This is a genomic window from Pseudomonas sp. A-RE-22 (assembly GCF_019956035.1).
GTDB classification, from domain to species: Bacteria; Pseudomonadota; Gammaproteobacteria; order Pseudomonadales; family Pseudomonadaceae; genus Aquipseudomonas; species Aquipseudomonas brassicacearum.
On sequence record NZ_JAHBCZ010000058.1, the window covers coordinates 1 to 25,213 of the forward strand.

Sequence of the window (25,213 nt, forward strand, 5' to 3'; positions counted from 1 at the left end):
CACCACCGCCACCGCCGGCGCCGACGTTGTTGGAAATGGTCGAGTTGCCGATGATCCGCAGGGTTGCACCGGTATCGTTGTAGATGCCCCCCACCGCACCGCCGCCGTCGCCGCCGAAGTTGTCATACCCGTCGCCGCCGCCGCCACCGCCGATGGACAAGCCACCGCTGGAAGCCGTGCCACCAGCCGAGCCGGTGCTGTAGCCCGGATACGCCGCACCGCCCGCGCCACCCGTGGTGGAACCGCCACGCCCGCCAATGTTGAAGAATCCGCCACCGGCGCCGCCCTGTCCGGCCGTGCCGTTGGAGCCCGTGGAGTTGAGCGTGTCGCCACCCTTGCCGCCGGTACCGCCGGTGATCGCGCCACCGCCACCACCGCCGCCACCGGCGTACTGGGGCGTCACACCGCCGCCGCCACCACCGCCTGAAGCGGCGTTCGCGGTGACCGTGACGTTGCGCAGGGTCAAGGTGCCGGCGTTGTAGATGCCGCCGCCCTGGGACACCAGGGCATCGTCGCCGCCGTTACCACCGTTGCCTGCCACCATGCCCCGGGTAATGACCAGGCCATCGAGGGTGGCGGTGGTGCCAGACGTGACGTTGATGATCTGGGTGCGGTATTGCCCGTCCAGGGTCACGTCGGCCACGTTGTCATTGTTGAGATCGCCGTCAATGGTGACGTTCTTGCTGACCACCAGCACCGAGGTCAGCCCGACGGTCATGCTGGTGTTGAACGTGACGATATCGCCGTTCTGCGCGGAAGCCAGGGCGGCGCGCAGGGAGCCCACGCCGGTATTGAGGTTGTTGGTAGCGGTCCAGGTGGCCAGGCCCCACTGGTACTCGCTCATGGCATTGGCCGACAGCACGTTGGCGCTTTCGATATTGCCGGTGGCGATTTCCAGGTCCCAGTCGCCACCCAGGCCGGTGCGGTCGTTGGACGCCGCCACGTCGCGGCCGGTCAACTGCGCCAATGAATCGACCAGGCTCAAGCCACGCTCGCCTTCGGCGGTGTAGCAGCCATAGATCAGGATATCGCCACCGGCGTTCATGTCCTGGCCGATCTGCGCGAGCACTTCGCTGCGGGCCTGGACGTTATCCGCCGACAGGTAGCTGTCGCCCAGCCACAAATCACCGGCGTTACCGTGGGCGATGATCTGCACCGAGCTGATGCCCTGGTGGGTGTCCAGGTAATCGGCGATCTGTTGCAGGCCGTCCTTGCTGGCATCCAGTTGCACGACCTGGGTACCGGGCGCCACGCCTTCGAGCAGGCTGGCGGAATCCTTGACCCGGGAATCGACGAACACCACAGACTTGCCCGGCACGGCAGCCACGGTGGCATCGACCTGGCCCTGGGGCGCATGGGTGTCGGCCGGCTGGTCCGCCGTGGGCGTCTTCGCCGCCTCGGCCGTCGGATGCGCATCCGGTTGAGCAGCGTCGGCCACGGTTGCCGCCACCGCGCCGTCGAATAGCATTCGCGGCTCCAGGGACATGATCATTGGCGATGCCAGGGCCTGTGCGCCCTCGGTTACCCGCGATTTGCCTTTGCTCCACCACATGACGATCACCTGGACTCGAACTTCTTGAACACGCAAATGAAAAAAACCGCAATCAGCTGATCGCGGCGTCGGTTTTCATACGAATGACATTGGCGGCGCTTGCGGACCCATCGCGCCAGAACGACAACTCGGCATACTTTTCAAACAGATCCGGCGGCAGCAAGGTCCGCCGGGCTTGCGGCGCGACCTTGGGCTTGACCTTGTGCAGGCCGGCAACGCCCAGTGCCTGGTCGAAGGCCGGTGCGTCGTAGGTCAAGTGATTGAAATCGTGCTCGAACCAGGGTTCGCCGATGAACTCGTACACCAGGCGCATCACCCGCTCCGGGGCCTGGCTCAACAAATCGTAATCAACGATCAGCAGCGACTCGGCGTTCTCACCGTAATAGGCCTCTTTGAGCGCCGTCCAGGCGAACCCCACCAGGCGGTTGCGCTGGGCCAGGGTTTCGCAGCGGCTGTAGACGGTGTTGCGCTCGTCATCGTCGTTGAACAGCTTGGTGTTTTCGAACGGATTGGCGCGGTAGAGCCGCTCCAGGCTGTCGAGCACCCAGGCGACGTTGCGCACACAGGCGATGGTCTTGGCTTGGGGAAACAGATCTTGCAGGGCAGGCAAGCGGGCACACCACTGGCGGTTCGTATCGAAGATGACCGGCTTGTCGGATTTGTCGGCGTAGTAGGAATCGAAAAGACCGCGCAGCAGGCGGCGGCGCAAGTCGGTGTCGATCACCGAACCGAACTCGCTGCCGGCGCTGCATTGCTGCAGGACGCTGCTGAACAGCGTACCGACGGGACTGGTCATGCCGGCATGAAAGCGCGGGTTCTGCAACAGAATGGCAGAAAGCAGGGTCGAGCCTGAGCGCGGTAGACCGGAAATGAAGTGAAACTGCGGCAATCCATTCACCTTGTTTGTAGTCCCTTTGTAGCCGAAGCGTAGCCGAGGAAACAATCTTCGCCTAGTAGTACTTTGATATCAGATTCATCCCGAGCCATAAAAGAAGATGGACGGTAGAGACGCTCGGGAACCTGAATCGATTAAGCCGTGTCGCGACATTTTTCCGCCTGCTTCGTTCGGCAGAATCAAACATCCCGGTCTACGCTCAGCCGTGCGTGACCAGGCCAGGGATCAAGGAGTAGGGCTGATCGCACTTCTCCTCCCCCCAGACCCTGCCGGCGTAGCCATACCAACAATCTGAAGGGATGAGGAATCTATGGAAGTATTTATGGGCACTATCCAGTCATTCGCCTTTAACTTCGCGCCCAATGGCTGGGCGCTGTGCAATGGGCAGACACTCGGTATCTCCCAATACCAGGCGTTGTTCTCCCTGCTCGGCACGTACTACGGAGGCAACGGCAGCACCAACTTCATGCTGCCCAACTTGCAAGGCCGCCTGGCCTTGGGGCAAGGCAACGGCCTGGGCCTGACTCCGCGGGTCATCGGCGAAGTTTCTGGCACCGAAAACGTCACAGCAACGATCAACAACCTGCCCAACCACACCCACACGCTCGCCGGCATCAGCGCTTCGACCACCCTGCAACTGGCCAACCCGGCCAGCAACCCGGTGAATACCCCAACGACCACCAACTCGTTCATTGGCACCTCAGGCACCGGGCCGGGCTCGGCGGCGATCTATTCCGACAAGATAGGCGCCTCGCCGGTGCCGTTGCAGGGGGTGACCACCACCGTTAACGGCACGATTTCCGCCACGGGCAACGGTTTGCCAATGGAGATAATGAACCCGTTCCTGGCGATCAACTTCAGCGTTGCGCTGAATGGCCTCTTCCCGTCCCGTAACTGATGAATCGCCGGAGGGCTGCGGTCCTCCGGCCTTTTGGAGTGTCGACATGCTGCAACAGGTTCATAGCCGCCATTTCCAACCGCTGCTGGGCCAGACCGGCAGCCTGACCCTGCCCGACGGCAGTCGCCTGCCGGTGCGCTTCGAAACCCTCGAAGAAACACCTCGGGCAAAGCTGCCGAACACCGAGCGCATGCCCTTCAGTGTGGAACTCAACAGCCTGGAAAGCACGGCGTTCGTGGACGGCCTCTGCGAGCTGGAAGTGCCGGAACTGGGCAAGATCGAGGGGGTATTCGTGTCACGGATGCCACCCATGGGACGGGATCCAGCGCTGGGGTATTTCTACATCGCGTTTAACTGATCACACAAAACCCGAGTTCAAAACAAACCTATTGTCGGAGCGGGCTGTGTGGGAGCAAGGCTTGCTTGCGATCCGGGCGCTGCGGTCCTCGAAAGACCGCGGCGTTTTCATCGCGGGCAAGCCTTGCTCCCACACAACCCGCTCCCACAGGAATTTATAGTGCCTGCAAGACTTGCTCAGTTGCCTTTCGGATACCAGACCAACCGCTCCGCCGCCGGGCTGCGCTCTTGTACTTCGAAACCCAGCGCCAGGTAGTGCCGGCGGGCATGGGGATTGCTGGTCCAGACCACGGTCGCCACCGGGCAACGGATCTGTTGCGCGGCTTTCTGCACCCCTTGCAGCACCGTCCGGCCATAACCTTGCCCACGCGCCTGGGGGATAAAGGCCAGGTACAGCACGCGAATTTCATTGGGGCCGAAATCCGTGCTCAAGGCGCCGATGGCGGTGCCGAGTTTTTCCACGACGTAATGCATGGCATTGGGAAAGTTCTCGCCCAACCCTTGCTCCTGCACCTGGAACTGCTGGGCAAGCACCTGTTGCACTTGCTCGTGCTCACCGTCGATCCACTGCAGGTCCGGTCGCGCCGCCTGGTACAGGCCCTGCAAGAACGGTCCATCGCTGACCCGCGATGGACGCACCACCAATCCCTCTGCTGCCACTGAATCCATGCTCGCCCCTTAGAACCCGCTTTCCCTGACACCCAACGCCGCCAACCGACGCCAGGCCGCTCCCAACACCGACTCGCCCTTGCCCTGCAACACCGCCACCCCACGCAGCGGTTGCACCGGGGCAGAGGTATCGCCCACCGCACTCAGGCGCACGCCGTATTGCGCCTGCACCGGCTCGGCCCGTTGCTGCGAGTCGCGGCGCACCGCAATCGGTCCGTGATGATCAGACGTCAACGCTTGCTGTTCGACCCAGGCCACGCCGTTGGTATCGATTTCATTCAGTTGCACGGCGATGGAGGTGTGCATCGGATCGTCCGCAATGAACCGTCCCGTGGCCCCCGGCTCGACCCGCCAAAGCTCGGCTTCGGTCAAGTACCCGCGCAGCCGCGAATCGGTCTGCACCACCCGCGCCAGCGCCTGCGTGGGCGACAACCAGCGCCCTACCGACAGTTGCGGCAACAAGTCGCGCACTTGGCCGGCATGGGGAGCGCGCAGCAACAGGCGTTCACGCTGGGCGACCAGGCCCCGGTATTCGGCCACCGCTTCGGCCAATCGCTGTTCGATGATGCCGGCATCGGCAGCGGTTTCGCTGCGCCCGGCCTGACGCCGCATCTGCAACTGCTGGATCTCGATTTCCCGGCGCACGATGGTCAGGCGCGACGCCATGTCCGGCGACTCCAGCTCAATCAACACATCGCCCTGTGCCACAGTCTGGCCGTCGCGCACATTCACCTGCTTGACCCGGGCCGCCACCGGCGCGTGCAAGGCACTGGCACGCCCGGCCTCGAGCATGGCCGGCACTTCCACCGCGCTGCGCCAGGGCAGCAACAGCACCAACAGCAAAGCCAGCACCACCAGGCTGCTCAGGAGCACCCTAACGCCGTGGGCCTGCTCACGGCGACTCCACCATTGCCGCCATTCATTCACGATGGGCATAAAAATGAACCACACCAATTCCACCATCATCAGAAAAATGCCCAGCACCTTGAAGAACAGGTGATAGACCGCCAGGGCAATCCCGAAAAACAACAACGCCCGCCACAGCCAGGAGCCATAGCCCCACACCAGCAAACGGCGCCGCATCTTCGGCGACCAGGGTTCCGGCGCCGCCGCGCCATAACCGAACAAGGCTTCACGCAGGCGCCAGCGGCACAGGGCGAACGCACGCCCCTGAAGGTTATCCACCGCCCAGAAATCACTGAGCAGGAAATACCCATCGAAGCGCATGAAGGGGTTCAGGTTGATGACCAGCGTGGTGATCCAGGTGGCGCTGGCCAGCATGAACGCCGCGGTGCGCGCCGGCCCGTCGGGCAGCAGCGACCAGGCCAGCAACGCGATGCACGCCAGCACCAGCTCGGCCAGGACCCCGCCGGCACCGATCAGCAACCGCGCGCGGCGGTCATTGATCCGCCAGGCGTCGCTGACGTCGGTGTAGAACATCGGCAACAGCACCATGAATGCCACGCCCATGCTTTGCACACGACAGCCCGCACGCTTGGCCATGAATGCATGGCCGAATTCGTGGCACAGCTTGGCGAAGAGCAACGCCGTCCCGAACGCCAGCGCACCGCCCAGGCTGAACAGGTGCGGAAACGTCGCGATGAATCGCTGCCAGTCCCGCGACACCAGGAAAATGCCGGCACCCAAGGTCAGCGGCAGACCATAGCGCAGGATCCCGGGGCCGAACCGCGCCAACCAGGGCCAGGCACGATTGAGAAAAGCGTCCGGGCGCCACAGCGGAATGCGAAAAAACAGGTATTGATGCAGCAGGATCTGCCACAGGCTCTGGCGCTGCGCGGCGGTCTTGAAGAGATAGCTGTCGCGCTGTTGCGGGTCCATCGCGCTGATCAGATCATGACCGCGCAAGAAACCCAGCAACTGCTCCAGCGATTCACCATTGAGTGGCAGGCCTGGCTCGCGGTTCGCGGCTTGCAGCACCTGCTCCGGATCACCCAGGGACCAGTGTCGCAACATGCGCATCGCCGCCGCGCCAAGCTTGAAATAGCGCCCGCGCACCGGATCGGCCAAGGTCCACTGCGGCGAACCGTCCGGGTCCGGCGCCGCCGGGGACAGTTGCAGGTCCGGCCGCAGGCTCGGCAGCTCCATGCTACAGGCCTACGCTCTGGCGCAGGCCGGCCAGTGGTCTACGCAACAGGTACAACGCCAGCGGAGCACGGTCGCCGAAGACCTTCGCCGTACCTCGCAGGCCGATACGCGGCGCTTGAGCATCGAAACGCGCATCCAACCGATACGCCAGTTGCCCGGCGGCGGTCGGCTGCGCTTCATACGCCGAGCGCTCGAGCCAGGCCAGGTGTCGCTGCAACGGGTCGCTGTCGAGAAACAACGCCACTTGCGCACCGGGTTCCAGGGCAATCGCGTCGCCCACCGCCAATTCAATACGCAACTCGGCCTGGTTCGGATCGGCGATCTCCATCAGCCGCTCGCCAGTAAGCACAGGCTTGCCGAGCCAGCGCTCGGCGTCGGCGAACACCGCGATGCCGTCGCGCTCGGCGCGTACTTCGCTGCGCTTGAGCAGTTCAAGCGCGTAGTTGCGCTCGGCGCGTTTCTGTTCGACGCGGGCGGCCAGCAGGTCGATCTTCGAACTCGATTCCGCGTCGGCAAACGAGCGCTGGGAATTGGCCTTGAGTTCTGCCTCGGCCACGCCCAACGCACGCTCGGCCACATCGGCCTGGGCCTTGAGGCTGGTGCTTTCGAAACGCAGCAGCAGGTCACCGTTCTTGACGGTCTGGTTAGGCTTGACCAGGAACTCGGCGATCACCCCATCCAACGGCGCCGCCACCACCTGCCCGCCCAGCGGCACCACTTCGGCCGGGGCCAACACGGACTGGCGCACAGGGATCAGCAAGCCCAGCAACAACACCGCCACCAGGGCGACCTGGCGCTTGCGTGTCCAGCGCAGGCGCCACGGCTTGCGCGGTTGCAGCGCCAGCCACGCATGGCTGTAGGTGTCGCCCAGTTGCGACAGCAGCACTTGTTCAGGCGGGGTCCAAGGCAGGTCGCGGGCCAGCCACAAACCGCCGAACACCTGGCCCTGATGATCGATCAACGGCAGCCAGAACACTTGTCCGGCCGACAGGCTTCGCCAGTCTTCCCGAACGGATTCGCTTACCCCATCGGCGGCAATCACCCGGGCCTGCTTCAGCGCCCCCTGTTTGAACAACTGCGCCACGGCCTGCTCGACAAACGCCACGAACGGCGCATTCGGCTCCACGGTGCTGACGCCGGTCACCGCCTGGACCTTGCCGGCGATCAATAACGCGGCGTGGCGAAACCCGAACAGGGCCTGGCCGTCGTTGACCAGGCTGTAGCTCAATTGCGCCGGAGTACGCGCGGCCCGCGTATGGCGCTCCAGGTCGAGGAAGCGGGCAAACACCTGCTCGGCGCTGCCCGATATCGGCGCGTTCACTTGGGCTCCGCGAAACGCGCCGTGCCGCTCATGCCCGACAGCAGGCCGCGGGCATCCGGCACGTTCGCCACCAGCAGCAGGGTCTGGCTGCCCTCATCGATGCGCGCGCCCAGGCGCTTGACCGTCGCTTGCAACGGCTTGCCGGTTTCATCGGGGATAAACGTGAAGGGCTGACCGGGCTTGAGCCTGTCCATCCAGCGTGAAGGCACCAGCAAATGGATCTCCAGTGTGCGGTTGTCGACCACATCCAGCAACGGCGCGCCGGCCGCGACGCTTTCATAACGCTGGACCTTGCGTGCCACCACCTGACCATCGAAGGGTGCGATCACGCTGCAGCGCTTGACCTGGACCTGGTACACCTGGGACTGCGCCTGGGTCTCGCTGAGCCGGGCCTCGGCCCGCGACACCTCGAAACGCCCGACGGATTTCAATTCCGCCAATTGCCGGTTATGCGCCAGTTCCTCACTGGCGCCACGGCTGGCCGCCTGGGCCGCATTGAGCTGGGCCTGATAGGCCGAGCAATCGAAACGCGCCAGGGTGTCGCCCTTCTTGAACGACTCGCCCTCACTGAACGGCAACTCGACGATACGCCCGGCCAACTCGCTGGCCAGCACCGCCTGATCCCGCGCCCGAAGCACCCCTCGAGCCTCGTTGCCAGACGCACTGGCCGTGGCGTTACTCTCAAGCAATGGATCGTCTGCTACAGGCGTTTGCGCCTGGACACCGCACGCTACAAAGGTCAATCCCACAACCCAACTACTTAAACGTCGCATGACCGTTACTCCCTGACGGATGGGCGGAGTCTACGACAGCGGTAGGGGGCGTCAAGGGAGTAACCGTGAAGAGAGGGAAATCTCTGTGGCGAGGGGATTTATCCCCGCTGGACTGCGCAGCAGTCCCAAGCATGTATTCAATCTCCCTGAAGTACCGAGGCGTCAGGTTTCGAGGCTGCTACGCAGCCTAACGGGGATAAATCCCCTCGCCACAGGTTATGTGGTTGGCAGACATCGAGCTGCCTACTCCACCAACCTCAACACCCCATCGCAATACACCACCTCACGCCCCAACCACCCCACATCCACCTGAGGCAATACCGCCGAAGGTTTGCGCAATTCGCGCAGCAACGTCGAGCCGTGGGACAAGCGTCCGCCCATGCGCGCGATCACGGCACGGGAGCTTTGATAGTGGGCGTGGCGGCCGGGGTCGAGGGTGTCTTCCAGCAGGATGTCCTGGCCCAAAATACCTTGGGCCTGCCCTGGGTAGATCAAGAACCCACTCGCCTGCTCGGTGCCTTCACGACCGTCCTGCCAGAAGCTGCCGTCGCGGCTGCGGATGTCCGGGTGCGGCGCGAACCAATGCGCCCGGTCCACCGCCGGCATGGCGTGATGCAAGCGAAAGAAAATCCGCATCAGGTTGTCGCGATACCATTCGCGCACCTGCAGGTAGTAACCGCGCAAGCCTGGCAGACCGGTTGAATGGGCCAGGCGAATCGTCAGGGGCCATTGTGGGAAGGCCTGCAACGGCAGCTCGGTCGGTGCCGGGCGTGGCGTTGCCGGGTCGGTTTCCCAGGGCAGCCGATGCGGGCTGTGTTCAAGATTGTCATAGGCGGTCGGCGGCCGGCCCAGCCAGTCGCCGCCACCGCTGGCCAAGGCACTGGCGATGCACAGGTTGCCTTGCACCACGAACACATAGAAACGGGTAAACCAGTCGGCCAGTTGCTGGCCGTCTACGCCTTGTGCGGTCAGTTTCTGCAGCTCTCGGTCAAAACGTCGCAAGCCGTTTTCCAGCGTCAGCAAATGCCCGCGGGCAATGCGTTGCATGCGCAGGAACAACCGCAGCGAACGCAGCAGACGCAGCGGCCGCCAAGGCAGGTACGGAGTCGCGCCGCCGACCTCGCCGGCGTAGCTGCTGGCGCTGATGCCCCAGTCGGCCAGCCGGGCGAGAAACAGGTCGTTGTTGATATACGAAGCGCCACCAAACACCGCCGTAAAAGGCTCGTTGTCTTGCAGAACCCGCGGATCCCAACGCGCCATGATCGCCGGAATGCTCACCGCCGCCCGGCGCTGGGCGTACTCCACCAACACGCTGGGTTGTGGCGGCAGGATCTCGGCGATATTGGCGGCGGTCAGGTGGCGGCGCCAGCCATAGTCGCTGATCGGTCGGTACTGCAGCAGCCAGAGTTGCGTGCCATCCCAGGCCCATTCAACATCGCCGGGTACGTAGTGGAAGACCCGCAGCACGCCTTGCAGGAAACGCCACAGCAGGTCTGCGGTCAGGCCATGGACTGGCTTGAATGTATCGCTGTTCCACGCCGCACCAAGACGGGAAATGATCGCCCGCTCCGGGCTCACCTTGCCATCGGCCAACGATTCCAGATGCCCTTCGACCCATTCCAATTCAACGGACAGGTGACGCACAAATGCGATCCCGGACAGCCGTGGCGTGATGAAGCGCTGCACCACCACTTCCTCGACACCTGCCGCACTCAACTCGGCAATGCGCGCCGGCACGTTGTGCGTCGGCTCGCGCAGGAACGTGGTGCTCAAGCCGGCATTGGCCGCATCGGCCTGATCCTCCCCGTAACTGGAGGAACGCACTGCCCAGATAGCGTCCGGCAGGCTCTCCAGAAAGTTTGGCAAGCGCGGATCATCACAATCGTTGAGCGACAGCGCCGCAGGCACCGGCTGCCCAGCCAACGCCGCCAGACACAAGCGGCCACCCTTGGTATGTGCGACGAAACCACGTTCTCCGGATTCCAGCCACGCCGCGAATTCAGCGGGTGAATCGATCCACGGGTAATGCCCCCAGCCGGGTTTCAGGCTGATGGTCAGATCGGCACGGGCGAGAATGGCCGACCAGGCCGCCGCCTGCGCGACGCCCAGCACCTTGTCCTGATCGCCCCACACCAGTTCGACCGGGTCGGTTATCCACTCCAGCAATGGCAAGGCGGTGTCGGCACGCACCAAGTCCCAGTGCGGCACAAAGGCGCGGCAGCGAGCATAGCCGGCGCCCATGCGCTGGTACTGCGCGGGCGTCCAGGACTGGCTGGAAAACTTGTGGGCAAACAACGTCGGTTTGTTCGCCAGCAGCCAGTGAATGGTCTTGCGAATCGGCAGCGGCGACATCAACGCCGGCAGCCGTCGTTGCCACAAAAAAGCACCCACCGGCGCCAGCAACACACTGCGACAAAAATGCCCCGGCTGACGTTGCAAGGCGTGCAGCACCAGCAAAGCATTGACCCCGACCGCCATGATCGCGCTGCCCTTGTCCGTTGCCGCCAGCAACGCTTGGGCATAGGCCGTCAGGTCTTCGCAGGGAGCCTGAGGATTGCTGCCAAAGCCTGGCAGCTCCAGCGGCACCACGTCGTGTTGTTGAAAGTGCGGCAACGCATCGTCCCACCAATCGGCGGCGCTTCCGTTGCCGGCCAGCAGGTACATCCGGGGCTTGCTCATGGGCGCTCCTCAGGCCAGGTCGCGTAGGGCAGCGTCAAGCGTCGGGTAACGGAAGGTATAGCCCGCCTCGACGAGACGACTTGGTAGCACGCGTTGGCCGTCGAAAAACAACTGAGCCATTTCGCCTGCCAAAGCACGTACCGGCGCGGCGGGAATGTGGAACCACACCGGGCGCTTGAGCACCTTGCCGACGCTTTCGGCGAACAGCGCCTGACTGACCGTTTCTGGCGCCACCAGGTTGTAGGTGCCACTCAGGCTTTCGTCATCAAAGGCCCGGGCGATCACCTGGATCACGTCGTCGCGGTGCACCCAACTCATGATTTGCCGACCGTCACCCATCCGCCCGCCAAACCCCAGGCGAAATGGAATCAGCAACGGCAACAACGCACCGCCCGGGCCAAACACCACGCCCAGGCGCATCACCACCTGCCGCACACCCAACTCGGTGGCGGGCCGGGCTGAGGCTTCCCAACGCACACAGAGTTCAGCCATGAAGCCATCGCCCTGGGTGGCGCTTTCATCAAGACTTTCGCTAGCGTCACGCACGCCATAAAAACCGACGGCCGACGCCTGTATCCACAGCGCCGGTTTGTGCCGGGCGTTTTTCAACCAGGTCATCAAGGCTTCGGTGGTATTGACCCGACTGGCGATGAGTTGCGCCTGGCGCGCGGGGCTCCAGCGCGGCCCGGCCACCGGTGCGCCCGCCAGGTTGATCACCACATCGAAGGTTTCGTCATGACCCAGCTTGCCCAGCGAACGCAGGCAACGGGCGCGGCCGTCAAACAGATAGGCCGCTTTCAATGGATCGCGAGCCAGCACGCTGACCGTGTGCCCGGCGTCGAGCAGTTGATTGACCAACGTCTCGCCGATAAACCCGGTGCCACCCGTGACCAGCACGCGCTTGTAGGCGCCACCGGCAAACGGGTTGGCGGGTTTGCCCGCGCGCTGCATGCGCAAGGCCGCCAAGCCGTCGCGAATCCCCGAGGCCGTGACCCCGATGGCAAACAAGGTCAGCAGCCAACCGCACCAGCCCAGGTCGATCGCGCTCAGGCCGGTGGGCAAACTTGCCCACTGCGCCAGTTGCACGCCGTACAGCGCGAAGAAGGCCCCGCCGTTGACCGCCAGCACCGTGTGCATGATGCGCTCGATGGCGGGCAGCTTGCGGCTACGGTCCTCGACCACGAAATCCCAGAGCGTCAGGCCGATCTCCAGTGCGAACAGCAGCGCAATGACGATCGCCCACGTCCCCTCGAAGGCCAAGTGCGCCATGCCCAGGAACAGGATCCCGTAGAAGCACGAGCGCAGGGCGTGGATGGAGAGCTCCAGCCGGGCACTGTGGCGATAGGGCAAGGCGACGGTGAGTTCGTGGTGGTACAGGGTATCCAGCGCACCGAGGATCGCCTGGGCAATCAGCAGGGTGATGGCCCAGTCCAGCAGTGAAAAGTCAGGCATGGTTTGAATCACTCGACGCGTTGTCAGTCAGGGAGGTGCGGCGGTCGTGGCGATAGAGCCAGAACAGCGGCGGCAATAAAACGAGCAGAGCCAGGCTGTCGAACCATAGGTGAGACCAGACCCGTGCCTGGGCGGAAATCAGCATGTCCTGGGGCGCCCAGAGCAGGATGCCGGCGATCAGCCAACCCCAGGGCATGGCGCGCTTCAATCGATTGCCAATATGGACGAGGGCGAGCATGTACAGCCCATAGCTCTGCAATGTGGCGCCGAACAAGGCCAGCCACCAGACCTGTTGCGCGCGGGCCGTCGCGGGCACGGCATTGGCGCCCCAGAACGCCTGCTCGATGTTCTGCAGATAACCGTCGAGCAAGCCCGAATGACCGGCCCAGGTCAGCGTGACGCCGGCGAGCAGATGCGCCAGTGCGGCGGCATATAACCAAACGACCAGAGCTTTGCGAAGGGGACTGTGAGGGGGTGGCATTCCATGTCCTGAAGGCTTGCTTGCGGGCGGCCAGTCTAAAGGAAATGGAGAGGGCTTTACTTGGCTAATTGTGGCGTGGGGATTTAGCGAAATGTCACACCGCCCTCTGGACCGTAGGAGCTGTGTAGGAGCTGTCGAGTGCAGCCCAGCGGAGCGGTGTGCTGCTTGCGTACAGCAACGTCCTAGGAGATTTCCTTCAAGTTGTGGCGACGTTGGTGAACTTGTTCGGCTCGGGGGCTCACCGCTAGTCTGGGTTTGTCACTGAAAAAACGGTGACACGGACGTGCAAGTCCGGGTAAAAGAACGCCAAATAATGCCACCAGCCATTTAATGAGCATTCGTGCCCGTGTTTTATGGCGGCTGTGTGTGGGGAGACCTTCGGGTCTGCCGAGGTTTTTTTGGTGGTTCCTACTCGGTCTTGCACACCCTCACATAGCTGCCACCCTTATATCGCGTGCAAGCGAGCTAGGGCGGCTCTGATTGAATAGGAAGCCAAAACATGTTCAAGGTAACTCCGAATCCGCCAGGAAACCCTGGCAACACGTCCGACAAATCCTCGAAATCCAAAAAACTCGACGAAGCCGCCGAGCGCGCCCTCGACTACTACCTCAACCCCAAACCTAGCGATGAAGCCTCGGGCAAAACCCAAGCATCCCAACTCTTCATGGTCGCCCCGGACATCGACACCGAAACCCTGCTGGCCAATGCTTCCGAAGACCTGCTGTCCATCAGCGCCATCGCCGCCGACCTGGCCGATGATGTCGACGGTTCGCGCCGCAGCGTCATCCTGGCGATCAGCCGGATGGCCGATGGGGTGCATTTGCTGGTGGAAAGGGCGATGGATCGGCTGGAGGTTCAGGCGGCGGGCTGACAGGCCTGTGGTGAATTGAGGATTGCCTTCGCGAGCAAGCTCGCTCCCACAGGGGTTTTGTGTCGAACCCAATATCGAGACACAACACCACCCCACTGTGGGAGCGAGCTTGCTCGCGATGACGTCAGCCCTGCAACCACGCACTCAAGAATGACTCAACGCTGCATCCCCCAGCGCTTCACCGTCACCCGCTCCAGACTGTCGAACACCAGATTCTCCACCAGCAACCCGATCAGAATCACCACCGCCAACCCGGCAAAGACCTTGTCGGTGTACAGCTCGTTGCGGTTCTGGAAGATGTACCAGCCCAGGCCGCCCTTGCCGCTGGTGGCGCCGAACACCAGCTCGGCGGCGATCAGGGTACGCCAGGCGAAGGCCCAGCCGATCTTCAGCCCGGCGAGGATCGACGGCAGCGCCGCCGGGATCAGGATGAACAGCACAAAACGCAGGCCCTTGAGCCCGTAGTTGCGCCCGGCCATGCGCAGCGTTTCCGACACACCGAGAAACCCCGAATACATGTTCAACGCCAGTGCCCACAGCACCGAATGCACCAGCACGAAAATCAGGCTGTTCTGCCCCAGGCCAAACCACAAGAGCGCCAGCGGCAACAGGGCGATGGCCGGCAATGGATTGAACATCGACGTCAGGGTGCTGAGCAAGTCGCGACCGAACTGGGTCGACACCGCCAGCGTGGTCAAGCCAAACGCCAGGACGATCCCCAGCAGGTAGCCCTTGAGCAGCACTATCAAAGAAATCCACACCTTGCCCAGCAGCTCGCCGCTGAGCAAACCGTCGTACAACGCGCTGGCGGTCTGCAAGAAGCTCGGCAGCAGCAGGTCGTTATTCTGGTATCGGGCCACGCCCTCCCACACCAGCGCCAGCAGCAACAGGATCAGGCTTTTGCGCAACCAACCCTGTTGCCAGAGGCGCTGGCCCAAGGGCAACTCGCGCTCCAGTGGCACGTGGGTCAGGGGTTGCAGATCGACTTCGTACTCTTCGCGCGCAGGCGATAACTGGCTCATGGAACGCTCCCCTTAATACGCGATGCGGATGTCGGTGAAATCCAGCTCACGCTCGGTGTCCGGCGACTGGCTTTCATCGAACAGCAACCGATGAATCCGCCGCGCCGTGTGCTGGAACCCCACGCCGCCGAGGCTGTGCAGATCGTATTGATGGCTGTGGATTTCCGCCCGTACCCTTCCTGGGTGCGGTGACAGCAGCAGGATGCGATTGCCCACCACCAACGCTTCTTCGATGGAGTGAGTGACGAACAGCAGGGTGAAACGCACCTCTTCCCAAAGCAGCAGCAACTCTTCCTGCATCTTGCGTCGGGTCAGGGCATCGAGGGCGGCGAAGGGCTCGTCCATCAGCAGGATTTTCGGTTGCATCGCCAGCGCTCGGGCAATCGCGACGCGGGCCTTCATCCCACCGGACAAGGTGTGTGGGTAGGCATCGGCAAACGCCGCCAGGCCGACTTTGTCGAGATAGTGCAGTGCCCGCTCCTCGGCCTCGCGACGCTTGAGCGTGCCGGATGCCAGCAACGCGAACATCACGTTCTGCTTCACGGTTTTCCAGGGCGGCAGTTGATCGAACTCCTGGAACACCACGATCCGATCCGGTCCCGGCGCGCTGACAGTCTGGCCTTGCAAACGAATCTCGCCTTCGCACGGCGTGATGAAGCCGCCAATGGCCTTGAGCAAAGTGGACTTGCCGCAGCCCGATGGGCCGAGCAGTACGAAACGGTCCGCCGGATCGACTTCGAAACTCACTTGGTGAGTGGCCCGCACCACCCGCTGCGGGGTGCGGTATTCAAGGCTGACATTATCCACGGACAACAACGCGGTGCCGGTGGAAGTGGGGTTGCTGGCCGCGTGGCCTTGCAAAAGCGCGTTCATGACAATCAGCTCCCCTGCAGCGGTTTGGCGTCCTGGAAGAAATAATCTTCCCACGACGCCGGTTTGTTCTTGATCGCGCCGACGCGGTAGAGGAACTCGGCCAGCGGGTAGGTATTTTTCGGGCTGACGGTAAATTCGATCTGCGGGTTGTCGATGATCTTCAGCAACGTCGCCCGGTCGATCTTGGCCTTGGTTACCCGCAGGTAAGTGTCCGCCGCCGCGCCTTTGTCCTTCTGAGCGAATTCGGCCGCTTCGGTCAGCGCCTCGACGAATGCCTTGTAGGTTTTCGGGTTTTCATCGCGGAATTTCTCGGTGGCGAACAGCACCGTGGGCGAATTCGGCCCGAGCACGTCATAGGAGTTGAGCACCACGTGGACGTTGGGGTTTTGCAGGGCCTGATCCTGGAACGGCGGGTTGGAAAAGTGCCCGGTCAACTCGGTGCCGCCGGCAATCAACGCCGCCGTGGCGTCCGGATGCGGAACCGCCAGGGTGTACTTGTCGAGGCGATTGAAGTCCTTGTCGCCCCACTGTTTCGCGGCGGCGTATTGCAGCAAACGCGACTGCACCGAAACGCCCACCGCCGGCACCGCGATGCGGTCCTGCTCGGTGAAGTCGGCGATGGTCTTGACGTTCGGGTTGTTGCTCAACAGGTAATAAGGGAAGTTGCCCAGGGAGGCCACGGCCTTGACGTTCTGTTTGCCGCGGGTGCGGTCCCAGACCGTCAGCAACGGCCCGACGCCGGCCCCGGCAATATCGATAGAGCCCGACAGCAACGCATCGTTGACCGCCGCGCCGCCCGACAATTGGGTCCAGTCGACCTTTATCTCGATGCCCTCCTGTTTGCCGTATTTTTCGATCAATTGTTGATCGCGGACCACGTTCAGCAACAGGTAAACGATGCCGAACTGCTCGGCGATACGAATCTCGCCCTCGGCGTGGGCGCTGGCCGGCGCGACCAGGCTGCCGGCCAGCAAGCTGAACCCCAGGCCGATGGCGGCCAGCGGTGCAAAAGCAATGCGTTTGGACATGGAGATTCTCCGGGCTCTTTGCGCGAGGCGCAGCCGATCAGAAAGGGGCGTCGCCCTGGATGGTGGTGCGATACAGCTTGCGGCGCAGATGACTCGGGCAACCGGCGGCCAAGTGGATCAGCGAGCGGTTGTCCCAGAACACCAGGTCATGGGGCTGCCATTGATGGCGATAGATGTTCTGCGGCAGCACGCTGTGGGCATACAGTTCGGCCAGCAGCGCTGCGCTTTCGTCCTCCGGCAGACCGACGATGCGGGTGGTGAACCCCTCGCTGACGAACAACGCCTTGCGCCCGGTTTCCGGGTGGGTGCGTACGATCGGATGCACCACTTCGGCGACCTGGGCCAGTTGCTCCGGCGTGAGCGTCGGGCGCCAGTTGCCTTCGAATTTGGTTTCGCTGTAGCGCGCCGTGTAGGAGTGCGCCGCCGAACGGCCTTCCACGGCTTTACGCAGCGCTTCGGGCAGAGCGTCCCAGGCTTTGTGCATGTCGGCGAACAGCGTGTCGCCGCCTTCGCTCGGCAGTTCCTGGGCGTGGAGCATCGAGCCGAGGCTGGGCAGTTCTTTATAGGAGAGGTCCGAATGCCAGAACTTGCCAGCATCGCCGAGACCGACGGATTGGCCGTTTTCGATGATGTTGGAGACGATGAGGATTTCCGGATGTCCGGCCAACAGGAACTGCTTGAGCACATGGATCTGCAGCACGCCAAAACGGCCGCTGAAGGCGATCTGTTGTTCCGGGGTGATGCGTTGGTCGCGGAACACCACGACGTGATAGTCCAGGTGTGCGCGGTGGATGCGGGCGAAATCCTGGTCGTTGACCGGTCGGGACAGGTCCAGCCCGACGATTTCGGCGCCTACGGCATCGCGCAACGGACGGATTTCGAACGACTGCGGGGCAATGTTCGCGATAGGTGAATCTGGAGAATAAGAGACGGCTGACATACATCACTCCCACGCACAGCGCGCTTGAACAGGCGCGCAATCGATCAAAACTCACGGCGTTACCGTGTTGGTTTGTGTCGTGCGGCGCGCCGATTGGTCGGCAGGTACGCAGAGGGATGACTTTAAAGACATAAGAACAGTAATTTAAATACCGTTAACGAATAACGATATGACCTGGAGTTTTGCACCGCACCGCTGTGGGAGCAAGGCTTGCCCGCGATGAAGACAACGCGATCCGAGGCGCCTGTTTAGCGAGCAAGCTTTGCTCCCACACATGGGAATGTAGCCAGGGATGCTCTGCGTTCCGAAAAGCGTGACGCGGAGCGTCACAGGAGGCATTCCCACGCGGAGCGTGGGAACGATCAACCAACGATCAACCAGGGCGCTACCGCTCGTGCAACGCCTCGGACCGGGCCTTGATGATGGGCTTGAGCAGGTAGCTGAGCACGGTTTTCTTGCCGGTGATGATGTCCACCGACGCCACCATGCCCGGAATGATCAGCAGCGGTTTTTCATCGGTGCCCAGGTGGCTGCGTTCGGTGCGCAGCTTGATGACGTAGTAGGTGGTTTTCTTGTCTTCATCGGTGATGGTGTCGGCGCCGATCTGTTCCAGCTTGGCTTTCATCCCGCCGTAGATGGTGTAGTCGTACGCGGTGAATTTCACCGTGGCGTCCTGGCCGGGGTGCAGGAAGGCGATGTCCTGAGGACGGATTTTCGCCTCCACCAGGATGGTGTCGTCCAGCGGCACGATTTCCACCAGGTCGCTGCCGGGCTGGATCACGCCGCCGATGGTGTTCACCAGCAACTTGTTGACGATGCCGCGCACGGGCGACGTCACCAGGGTCCGGCTCACCCGATCTTCCAGGGCTTTGCCAGTGGCCTGGGCCTTGTTCAGGTCGGTGCGAGCTTCGTTGAGCTGCGTCAAGGCTTCGCTGCGGAACTTGCCACGGGTCTCGTCGATCTTGCGCTGTACTTCCTTGATCGCCGATTCGGCACGCGGGATCGCCAACGTCGTGGCGTCCAGTTGCCCACGGGTCTCGACCTCGGCGCGCTTGAGCCGCAGCACTTCCACTGGCGACACCGCGCCCTGTGCCACCAGCGGCTCGGACATGTTGATTTCCTGGCGTTGCAGCGCCAGGCCGGAGCGGTACTGCGCCTGCTTGGACACGAATTCGCGCAGTTCCTGCTGGCGCTGGATCAACTGCTCCTGCAAGCCGCCGATTTCATCGTGCAACTGCTGGCGGCGGCTGAGGTACAGCGACTCCTCGCTGGCGGCCTGGCCCGGCACCGCCTTGAGCACATCGGCCGGGAAGTTGAGCGGCCGGTCGTCGACCTCGGCACTCAGGCGCTCGACCCGCAACAGCATGGACAGGCGATCGGCCTCGGTTTCGCCGACGTTGGAGACAAACCGGGTGTCGTCCAGGCGAATCAACGACGCGCCGGCATCGACGATCTGCCCTTCCTTTACGAACAGCTCGGCGACGATGCCGCCTTCCAGGTTCTGGATCTTCTGGATCTTGGACGATGGGATCGCCTTGCCGTCGCCCTTGGTCACTTCGTCGATCTCGGCGAAGTTGGCCCACAGCATCAGGAACACAAAGAAGCCGATGATGCCCCAGATCGTCAAACGCACCACCCGCGGAGCGTCCTCGATCAGGGCTTTGTTGACCTCGGGCAGCGGTTGGCCGTGCAGCGAGTCGGATCCTTTGAAATAACGGCCCACCGCGCCCTTGAAACCGGATTTAAGCAACACTGATCTGCCCCTTCTTCAACGCTTCCATGACAGCGGCTTTCGGGCCGTCGGCGAGGATCTGTCCACGGTCGATCACCAACAGGCGGTCCACCAGCGACAGCAAGGATGCACGGTGCGTCACCAGCAACACGGTCTTGTTTTCCACCACGGCAGCCAAGCGCTGTTTCAAGCGTTCTTCACCGGTGTTGTCCATGGCGCTGGTGGGTTCGTCCAACAACAGGATGGGCGGGTTGAGCAGCAGCGCGCGGGCCAGGGCGACGTTCTGGCGCTGACCACCGGACAGGTTCTGTCCGCGCTCACCGACTTGCAGTTCATAGCCTTGCGGATGCAGGCGGGCAAATTCATGCACGCCCGCCAGTTCAGCGGCCTGGAGCACCAGTTCATCTTCGACGTAACGGGCGCCGGAGGTCAGGTTGTCCCGCAGGGTACCGGCCAGCAGCTGGATGTCCTGGGGCACGTAGCCAATGTTGTAGCGCAGCTCGCTGACGTCGATCTGGCGGATGTCCACGCCGTCCACCAGCAAGGCGCCGTCGTCGGGTTGGTAAAGCCCCACCAGCAACTTGGCCAGGGAACTCTTGCCCGAGCCGCTGCGGCCAATGATGCCGATTTTCTCGCCCGGCTTGATCACCAGGTTGATGTTCTTCAGCGCGGGGTTCTGCTGGTTCGGATAAGTGAAATTCAACTGACGGCATTCGACGGCACCCTGCAGGACCTTGCGGCTCAGGGGGCGCTCGTCGAAATTGCGCTCTTGGGGCAGCTCCATCATCTGGTCGACGGACGTCATGGTCACCCGCGCCTGTTGGTAGCGGGTCAGCAGGCCCGACAGCGAAGCCAACGGGCTGAGGGCGCGACCGCTGAGCATGTAGCAGGCAACCAGCCCACCCATGCTCAGGCTACCGGCGATGATCAGGTAAACGCCGAAGACGATCATGACCACCCCGGCCAGTTGCTGGATCAGCAAGGTGATGTTCATTGCCAGGCCGGACAGCATCTTCACCCGCAGTTCGAGGCGGCTGAGGGTGCCGATGGTCTGTTCCCACTGGTATTGGCGTTCGCTCTCGGCGTTGTTGACCTTCACCGCGTCCAGGCCGGCCAGGGTTTCGATCAGGCTGGATTGGCGCTCGGCGCCCAAGGCCATGGTTCGCTCCATGGTCGCCACCAAAGGCTTCTGCAGCGCATAGCCGATCAGCAGGGCAATCGGGAACGCCAGCACCGGAATCCACACCAGGTGCCCGCCGATAATCGCGATGACCATGAAGATCAGCAGGGTGAACGGCAGGTCGATCAGGCTGGTGAGGGTCAGCGAAGCAAGGAAGTCCCGCAGGCTCTGGAACTCATGGATGTTCTGGGCAAAGCTGCCGACCCGCGCCGGGCGGTATTTCATGGACATGCCGACGATGCGCTCGAACAGCGTCGCCGAGATGATCAGGTCGGTTTTCTTGCCCGCCAGGTCCAGGCACAGGCTGCGCAGCATCTTGAGGATCAGGTCGAAGACATAGGCGCCGGTGATACCAACGGCCAATACCCACAGAGTCGATTCGGCCTGGTTCGGCACCACGCGGTCGTAGACGTTCATCACGAACAGCGGCGCGGCCATGGCGATGATGTTGATCAGCAGGCTCGCCGCGATGGCATCGGCGTACAGCCAGCGGGACCGTTTGAGGGTGTCGCGAAACCACGAACGCGCCCGAGGGATCAGCGTGCCGTGGTTAACGTCAAATTTATGCTGCGGCTGGGCGAAGAACACCTTGCCGCTGTAGTCATCGGCCAGCAGTTCACGGCTGATGGTCACCTCACCGCCGTCGCTTTCGCTGAGCAGCAACCGCGCCTGGTCGTCGCCAACCCAGCCCAGCAGCACGGCACTGCGGCCGTCCTTGAGCAACAACAGCGCTGGCATGGCGATGGTCGGGATCTGCTCAAGCTTGCGTTGCAGCACCCGACCTTGCAGACCGGCACGGGCCGCCGCGCGCGACAATAATTCGACGCTCAGCCGCTGCTTGGGCAGCGGCAGGCCGGTGGTGAGCATCGCCGCGCTGGCCGGCTTCTGATGCAGCATGCAGAGCGCCAGCAAGCCGTCCAGCAGCGGGTCGTCGTGCAGCGTGCGCGGGTCATGAACTAGTTCGACTGGACTGACTTCTGATTCCACGCTCGGCACTCTGACTGATTAAAACGGGTGGTAGGACTCAATTCATCCCAGGCAACTGGACCTTGGGCTTCATGTCGTTCTGCACAACCGATGCCAACGGCGCGACCACACCCTGGCTTTTCAACAGCTGGCCCATGGTTGCCTTGATCCGGTACTGGGTGAACAGCTGCACATTCTTGATTTCCGCCAGGCGACGGGAAGCGCTGAACAGCTCGTTTTCGCTGTCGAGCAAGTCGAGCAGGGTCCGCTCGCCGAGGCTGAACTGCTTCTGGTAGGCGGTGCGCACGTTAGCGCTGCGATCCACGTATTGCTGGGCGACCGGCACCTGGGCATTGGCGTTGTTCAAGGCGTTCCAGGCCAGGCCCAGCTCTTCGTTCAACTGGCGCAGCGCGTTGTTGCGAATGTCCAGGGCCTGGTTGGACAGGTACGACTTGGATTCCAGGTCCGCCTTGTTGCTGCCGCCGGCATACAGGTTGAAACGCATGCGCAGCATGGCTTGCCATTCATTGTTGTGACCGTTCTGGCCGTCCAGGTCGTTGTCGGCAGTGCGGCCCAGCTCGGCGTCGAAGCGTGGGTAGAAGCTCGACTTGGCGGCTTCGTACTGCTGCTCGGCAGCGGCGATGTCGGCTTCGGCCGAACGTAGCACCGGGCTGTTTTCCAGCATCTGGGCACGGGCTTCGGTCAGGTTGGCCGGCAGCAACGCCAGAAAATCAGCAGGACGTTCCAGTTGATCGGGCAGTTGTCCAACGGCGCTGAGGTAGTTGGTCTCGGCATCGGCCAGGTTGGTTTGTTCGGTGATCAGGTTGTTGCGGGCCTGAGCCATGCGCGCTTCGGCCTGGTCCAGGTCGGCGCCGCTGCCCACGCCGCGGGAAGTACGCAGCTTGATCTGGTCGAAGATGCGCTCGTGGCTCTTGAGGTTTTCCTCGGCCAGGCGCACGAACTCGCGACGGGTCAGCACGTCCAGGTAGACCTGGGCCACTGTCAACCCGGTGCGCTCGGACGCGTCCAGCAACGAGTAGGCACGGGCATTGACGGTGGCTTGCTGACGCCCCACTTCGCTGGACGTCGCAAAACCGTCAAAAACCATTTGCGACAGGCGCAGGCTCGACTCGCTACGGTTCAGGGTTTCCCAATGATTGGTCCCGCCCGACCGGGTGGTGACGCTGTCGGTGCCTTCACGGCCGTATCCGGCTGCAAGGTCCACTCTAGGCAGGTAGCCGCCCTTGGCCGCCTTGAGTTGGTAATCCGCCGCGAGGCGACTGTTCACGCCAGCCTGGATTTCAGGATGGACATCCAGCGCCTGTTGCATGGCCTGCGGCAAGGTTTGTGCTTGTACGAAACTGGCGGCGAGAGCAAAGGGTAAAGCCTTGAACAGGTACAGACGCATGATGGATTTCTTCCTGAAACACTTGTCTTGGATCACAGCGAAACGTGGCGCTGCATCGGATGATGGCAACCGGAATGACCGTATGTCGGAAAGTTCAAAACAGGAGCTGGAACACGCACTGAAAGAACAGGTCGCCGCTTAAATATCAATGTGACATTACCTCGGCGATTGTTTAGGATGGCCGGCAGAAGGTCAATAGTTTGGCACAAACAAAATAATTGAGAAAACACAGCCAAAATATTGACATGTAAAAGCGTCAAATAACCTTACTTTGTGAACATGTACGTCCAGACCGCTGCAGCCTACAAGCTGACGGGTCCATGGAAGTCTACTGAGCGTGACACCCGGAGAGTCTTCAATGAGCAGTGTTATTGCCGTTGTCAAAAGCATTGTTGGTCAGGTTTTCGTCGTATCCCCAGAGGGCATCCGGCGCGTACTCATTGAAGGCGATCGCCTGTACACGGGCGATCAGTTGGACACTGGCCCTTCTGGCGCCGTCACATTGGATCTGGCCGATGGCCGCACCCTGGACCTGGGCCGCGACACCCAGTGGAGCGCCAATGCCCCGGACTCTTCCACCGACCTGGCACAAGCCACTGCCCAGGCCGCGCCGTCGGTAGAAGAGCTGCAACAAGCCATCGCCGCGGGTGTCGACCCGACGACCGCCCTGGAAGCCACCGCCGCCGGCGCCACTGCCGCAGGTACGGGCGGCGCCGCCGGTGGCGGCCACAGCTTTGTGGTGCTGGATGCCACCGCTGGTAGCGTCGACCCTACTGTCGGTTTCCCAACTGAAGGTCTCGCTGCGGCGGCTGCCACCGATAACAACACCCTGGGTGGCGATACTACGGATACGACCGCCAACGCTGTCCTCAATGCGACGATGACCCTGAGCGCCACGCCGACCCTGACCGAAGCCGGCGGCGTGCTGGTCTACACCGCGACCGTGACCCAGGCCCCGCAAACCGCCTTGACCGTGACCTTGTCCAACGGCGCGGTCATCGTGATCCCGGCGGGTCAGCTGACCGGTAGCGTCAACGTTCCACTCGCGCCGAATGACACGGTCTACAACGACCCAAGCCAGATCAGCGTGACCGTCACTGGCACCACCGGTGGCACTGGCATTGCCGTGACCGTGCCCACCACGCCGGCCGTGACCCAGATCACCGACACCATCGACACCACCACCGTCACCCTGAGCGCGGGCAATACCGTCACCGAAGGCGGCCAGATCACCTACACCGCCACCCTGACCAACCCGGCTCAAACTCCGGTGACCGTGACCCTGAGCAACGGCTCGGTCATCACCATCGCCGCCGGCCAGACTACCGGCACCGTTAACGTCGATACTCCGGCTAATGACGTCTACAACAACGGCAGCACGGTCAGCACCACCATTACCGGTGCGACCGGTGGCAACTTCGAAAACCTGGTCCCGAGCACGACGCCTGCGGTTACTACGATTACCGATTCGGTGGACACCACTGGCCTGACCCTGACCGCCAGCAATACCATCACCGAAGGCGGCCAGATTACCTACACCGCTACCCTGACCAACCCGGCCCAGACCCCGGTGACGGTGACCTTGAGCAACGGCTCGGTCATCACCATCGCCGCCGGCCAGACCACTGGCACCGTTAACGTCGAGACGCCAGCTAATGACGTCTATAACAACGGCAGCACGGTCAGCACCACCATTACCGGTGCGACAGGTGGCAACTTCGAAAACCTGGTGCCGAGCACGGCGCCTGCAGTCACCACGATTACCGATTCGGCGGACACCACTGGCCTGACCCTGACCGCCAGCAACACCATCACCGAAGGCGGCCAGATTACCTACACCGCCACCCTGACCAACCCGGCCCAGACTCCGGTGACCGTGACCCTGAGCAACGGCTCGGTCATCACCATCGCCGCCGGCCAGACCACTGGCACCGTTAACGTCGAGACGCCAGCTAATGACGTCTATAACAACGGCAGCACGGTCAGCACTACGATCACCGGCGCAACCGG

At 62.6% G+C, this 25,213-nt stretch carries 21 protein-coding genes; 5 read left to right on the forward strand and 16 right to left on the reverse strand.

Features of this window, described 5'->3' with window-relative positions; all coding sequences use genetic code 11:
* Together KGA89_RS24765 and KGA89_RS24770 are read right to left on the reverse strand one after the other, a co-directional pair.
* A partial coding sequence (locus KGA89_RS24765; protein WP_223472748.1) for a DUF4347 domain-containing protein occupies window positions 1-1,552 on the reverse strand: 1,552 nt, incomplete at its 3' end.
* A gap of 52 nt (window positions 1,553-1,604) precedes the next feature.
* Entirely contained in the window at window positions 1,605-2,450 is an 846-nt protein-coding gene (locus KGA89_RS24770; RefSeq protein WP_223472749.1) for a sulfotransferase family protein, read from the reverse strand.
* A 307-nt stretch (window positions 2,451-2,757) separates the two neighbouring features.
* Here KGA89_RS24770 and KGA89_RS24775 point away from each other — a divergent pair, with 307 nt between their 5' ends.
* On the forward strand, window positions 2,758-3,345 hold the full coding sequence (locus tag KGA89_RS24775) for a phage tail protein (protein ID WP_223472750.1): 588 nt from the start codon (window positions 2,758-2,760) through the stop codon (window positions 3,343-3,345).
* A 46-nt stretch (window positions 3,346-3,391) separates the two neighbouring features.
* Window positions 3,392-3,703, forward strand: a complete 312-nt coding sequence (locus KGA89_RS24780; protein WP_027912157.1) for a DUF6916 family protein — start codon at window positions 3,392-3,394, stop codon at window positions 3,701-3,703.
* A 176-nt stretch (window positions 3,704-3,879) separates the two neighbouring features.
* Here the strand turns inward: KGA89_RS24780 and KGA89_RS24785 are convergent, their stop codons facing one another.
* The 7 genes from KGA89_RS24785 to KGA89_RS24815 all read right to left on the reverse strand — a co-directional run bounded on the left by KGA89_RS24785 (window position 3,880) and on the right by KGA89_RS24815 (window position 13,183).
* Window positions 3,880-4,371 (reverse strand): GNAT family N-acetyltransferase, encoded by a 492-nt coding sequence (locus KGA89_RS24785; protein WP_003196579.1) that lies wholly within the window; start codon window positions 4,369-4,371, stop codon window positions 3,880-3,882.
* Window positions 4,372-4,380: 9 nt separating this feature from the next.
* Complete coding sequence (locus KGA89_RS24790) at window positions 4,381-6,477, reverse strand: biotin/lipoyl-binding protein (RefSeq protein ID WP_027912158.1); 2,097 nt, start codon at window positions 6,475-6,477, stop codon at window positions 4,381-4,383.
* Window position 6,478: 1 nt separating this feature from the next.
* Window positions 6,479-7,798 (reverse strand): efflux RND transporter periplasmic adaptor subunit, encoded by a 1,320-nt coding sequence (locus KGA89_RS24795; RefSeq protein ID WP_223472751.1) that lies wholly within the window; start codon window positions 7,796-7,798, stop codon window positions 6,479-6,481.
* A complete protein-coding gene (locus KGA89_RS24800; RefSeq protein ID WP_223472752.1) occupies window positions 7,795-8,571 on the reverse strand; it encodes an efflux RND transporter periplasmic adaptor subunit in 777 nt (258 codons plus the stop codon). Before KGA89_RS24800 ends, KGA89_RS24795 begins: the two co-directional genes overlap by 4 nt.
* 243 nt (window positions 8,572-8,814) lie before the next feature.
* Window positions 8,815-11,250, reverse strand: a complete 2,436-nt coding sequence (locus tag KGA89_RS24805; protein ID WP_223472753.1) for an alpha/beta hydrolase — start codon at window positions 11,248-11,250, stop codon at window positions 8,815-8,817.
* Between the two features lie 9 nt (window positions 11,251-11,259).
* Window positions 11,260-12,702 (reverse strand): TIGR01777 family oxidoreductase, encoded by a 1,443-nt coding sequence (locus KGA89_RS24810; protein WP_223472754.1) that lies wholly within the window; start codon window positions 12,700-12,702, stop codon window positions 11,260-11,262.
* Window positions 12,695-13,183 (reverse strand): cell division protein, encoded by a 489-nt coding sequence (locus KGA89_RS24815; protein WP_223472755.1) that lies wholly within the window; start codon window positions 13,181-13,183, stop codon window positions 12,695-12,697. The genes KGA89_RS24810 and KGA89_RS24815 overlap by 8 nt, the downstream gene beginning before the upstream one ends.
* A gap of 499 nt (window positions 13,184-13,682) precedes the next feature.
* Here KGA89_RS24815 and KGA89_RS24820 point away from each other — a divergent pair, with 499 nt between their 5' ends.
* A complete protein-coding gene (locus KGA89_RS24820) occupies window positions 13,683-14,054 on the forward strand; it encodes a DUF6124 family protein (protein ID WP_223472756.1) in 372 nt (123 codons plus the stop codon).
* A gap of 155 nt (window positions 14,055-14,209) precedes the next feature.
* On the opposite strand, the gene KGA89_RS24825 is transcribed toward KGA89_RS24820, so the two are convergent.
* The 7 genes from KGA89_RS24825 to KGA89_RS24855 form a co-directional block, all read right to left on the reverse strand.
* Entirely contained in the window at window positions 14,210-15,076 is an 867-nt protein-coding gene (locus KGA89_RS24825; protein WP_223472757.1) for an ABC transporter permease, read from the reverse strand.
* Window positions 15,077-15,088: 12 nt separating this feature from the next.
* Entirely contained in the window at window positions 15,089-15,949 is an 861-nt protein-coding gene (locus tag KGA89_RS24830) for an ABC transporter ATP-binding protein (protein ID WP_223472758.1), read from the reverse strand.
* A 5-nt stretch (window positions 15,950-15,954) separates the two neighbouring features.
* A complete protein-coding gene (locus KGA89_RS24835; protein ID WP_003196560.1) occupies window positions 15,955-16,977 on the reverse strand; it encodes an ABC transporter substrate-binding protein in 1,023 nt (340 codons plus the stop codon).
* 37 nt (window positions 16,978-17,014) lie between these two features.
* Entirely contained in the window at window positions 17,015-17,917 is a 903-nt protein-coding gene (locus tag KGA89_RS24840) for a TauD/TfdA dioxygenase family protein (RefSeq protein WP_027912163.1), read from the reverse strand.
* A 385-nt stretch (window positions 17,918-18,302) separates the two neighbouring features.
* Window positions 18,303-19,670 (reverse strand): HlyD family type I secretion periplasmic adaptor subunit, encoded by a 1,368-nt coding sequence (locus tag KGA89_RS24845; RefSeq protein WP_003196556.1) that lies wholly within the window; start codon window positions 19,668-19,670, stop codon window positions 18,303-18,305.
* A complete protein-coding gene (locus KGA89_RS24850; protein WP_003196554.1) occupies window positions 19,660-21,816 on the reverse strand; it encodes a type I secretion system permease/ATPase in 2,157 nt (718 codons plus the stop codon). The genes KGA89_RS24845 and KGA89_RS24850 overlap by 11 nt, the downstream gene beginning before the upstream one ends.
* 37 nt (window positions 21,817-21,853) lie before the next feature.
* On the reverse strand, window positions 21,854-23,203 hold the full coding sequence (locus KGA89_RS24855) for a TolC family outer membrane protein (RefSeq protein WP_003196552.1): 1,350 nt from the start codon (window positions 23,201-23,203) through the stop codon (window positions 21,854-21,856).
* Between KGA89_RS24855 and KGA89_RS24860 the strand changes: the two genes are divergently transcribed.
* Both KGA89_RS24860 and KGA89_RS24865 read left to right on the forward strand, forming a co-directional pair.
* Window positions 23,202-23,345, forward strand: a complete 144-nt coding sequence (locus KGA89_RS24860; protein ID WP_155252638.1) for a hypothetical protein — start codon at window positions 23,202-23,204, stop codon at window positions 23,343-23,345. The genes KGA89_RS24855 and KGA89_RS24860 overlap by 2 nt on opposite strands.
* Before the next feature lie 216 nt (window positions 23,346-23,561).
* Window positions 23,562-25,213: retention module-containing protein (locus tag KGA89_RS24865; RefSeq protein WP_223472759.1), on the forward strand; the 1,652-nt coding region annotated here is incomplete at its 3' end.